At 57.8% G+C, this 1606-nt stretch carries 3 protein-coding genes; all 3 read left to right on the forward strand.

The annotated features are described in order from the left end of the window. Window positions 1-735: porphobilinogen synthase (hemB, locus tag V7665_RS00830; RefSeq protein ID WP_335662641.1), on the forward strand; the 735-nt coding region annotated here is incomplete at its 5' end. Further along, entirely contained in the window at window positions 728-1297 is a 570-nt protein-coding gene (locus V7665_RS00835) for a GNAT family N-acetyltransferase (protein WP_335662642.1), read from the forward strand. The genes hemB and V7665_RS00835, both read left to right, overlap by 8 nt. Further along, on the forward strand, window positions 1294-1606 hold a 313-nt coding region (locus V7665_RS00840), incomplete at its 3' end, for a gamma carbonic anhydrase family protein (RefSeq protein ID WP_335662643.1). The genes V7665_RS00835 and V7665_RS00840, both read left to right, overlap by 4 nt.

The following is a 1606-nucleotide window of genomic DNA, read 5'->3' on the forward strand; positions in this document are numbered from 1 at the left end:
AAGCGCAGCGATGATGGCAAGGAATCGCTCAACCCCGACAATTTGATGTGCCGCGCGACCAAGGCGGTGAAGGACGCGCTGGGCGACGATATTGGCATATTGACCGATGTCGCGCTCGACCCTTACACCAGCCATGGTCAGGACGGACTGATCGATGACTTCGGCTATGTCGAAAATGACCGGACGCTCGACATATTGACCAAACAGGCGCTGAATCAGGCCAATGCCGGGGCCGATATCATCGCGCCGTCGGACATGATGGATGGCCGGGTCGGCGCGATCCGCGACGTGCTCGAACTGGCGCATCATCACAACGTCCAGATCATGGCCTATGCCGCCAAATATGCCAGCGCCTTTTACGGCCCGTTCCGCGATGCCGTGGGATCAGGCGGCCTGCTGAAGGGCAACAAGAAAACCTATCAGATGGATCCGGCCAATAGCGATGAAGCGATTCGCGAAATCGCCTTCGATATTGCCGAGGGCGCCGACAGCATCATGGTCAAGCCGGGCCTCGCCTATCTCGACATCATCTACCGCGCCAAGACGGAATTCAACGTGCCGGTCTTTGCCTATCAGGTGTCGGGCGAATATGCCCTGGTGAAAGTCGGTGCTGCGGCCGGAGTCGGCGATCATGACGCGCTGATGATGGAAAAGCTGATCGCCTTCAAACGTGCGGGCTGCTCCGGCATCCTCACCTATTTTGCTGCCGATGCGGCGCGCTTGCTGCATGGCTGAAAAAGCTACCGATATAGTTCTGGAAACCGAACGGCTGATCCTGCGCAAGTGGCGGAAAAGCGATATCGAGCCATTCATGGAGCATCTCAACACCCGCAATGTCATGCGCTGGCTGGGCGGCGTGCAGAGCCGCGAGAAATTCGACGCGGCGGTGACGCGACTCGAAGGCTATGACCGCGACTTCGGCCACACATTCTGGATTGTCGAGCGCAAGTCCGATGGAGAAATTCTGGGATTTTGCGGCCTCAAGCGGGTCAATGCACCGCAACCCAAACTGACCGGCGCCCATGAAATCGGCTGGCGCCTGCGCGAAGATGCCTGGGGTCAAGGCTATGCCAAGGAGGCCGCAACGGCCTGCATGGATGCAGCCTTTACCCGCTGGAACGCGCCCTATGTCGTGGCCCTGACCGTCGCCGGCAATGAACCAAGCTGGGGATTGATGAAACGACTCGGCATGCGGCACTATCCTGAACTGGATTTTCACGATCCCAATTATGGCGAAGATCTGAACCCGACCATTGTTTACAAAATCGAAGCTGATGTCTGGAACTCCAAAGCATGACCGATCCCCTGATCCTGCCATTCAATGGCAAGAGCCCGAAAATTCACCCCAGCGCCTTTATCGCGCCAGGCTGCAAGATTATCGGCGATGTCGAAATCGGGCCCGAATCGAGCGTCTGGTATAATTGCGTGATTCGCGCCGATGTGAATTTTATCCGAATCGGAGCGCGCAGCAATATCCAGGATGGCACCACCATCCATTGCGACAGCGCCACGCCCGCGACTCCCAATGGCAATCCGACAATCATCGGTGATGACGTGCTGGTCGGCCATATGGTGATGCTCCATGGTGCGACGCTCGAAGACCGGG

Source organism: Parasphingorhabdus sp. (genome assembly GCF_036964675.1).
Classification (GTDB): Bacteria; Pseudomonadota; Alphaproteobacteria; order Sphingomonadales; family Sphingomonadaceae; genus Parasphingorhabdus.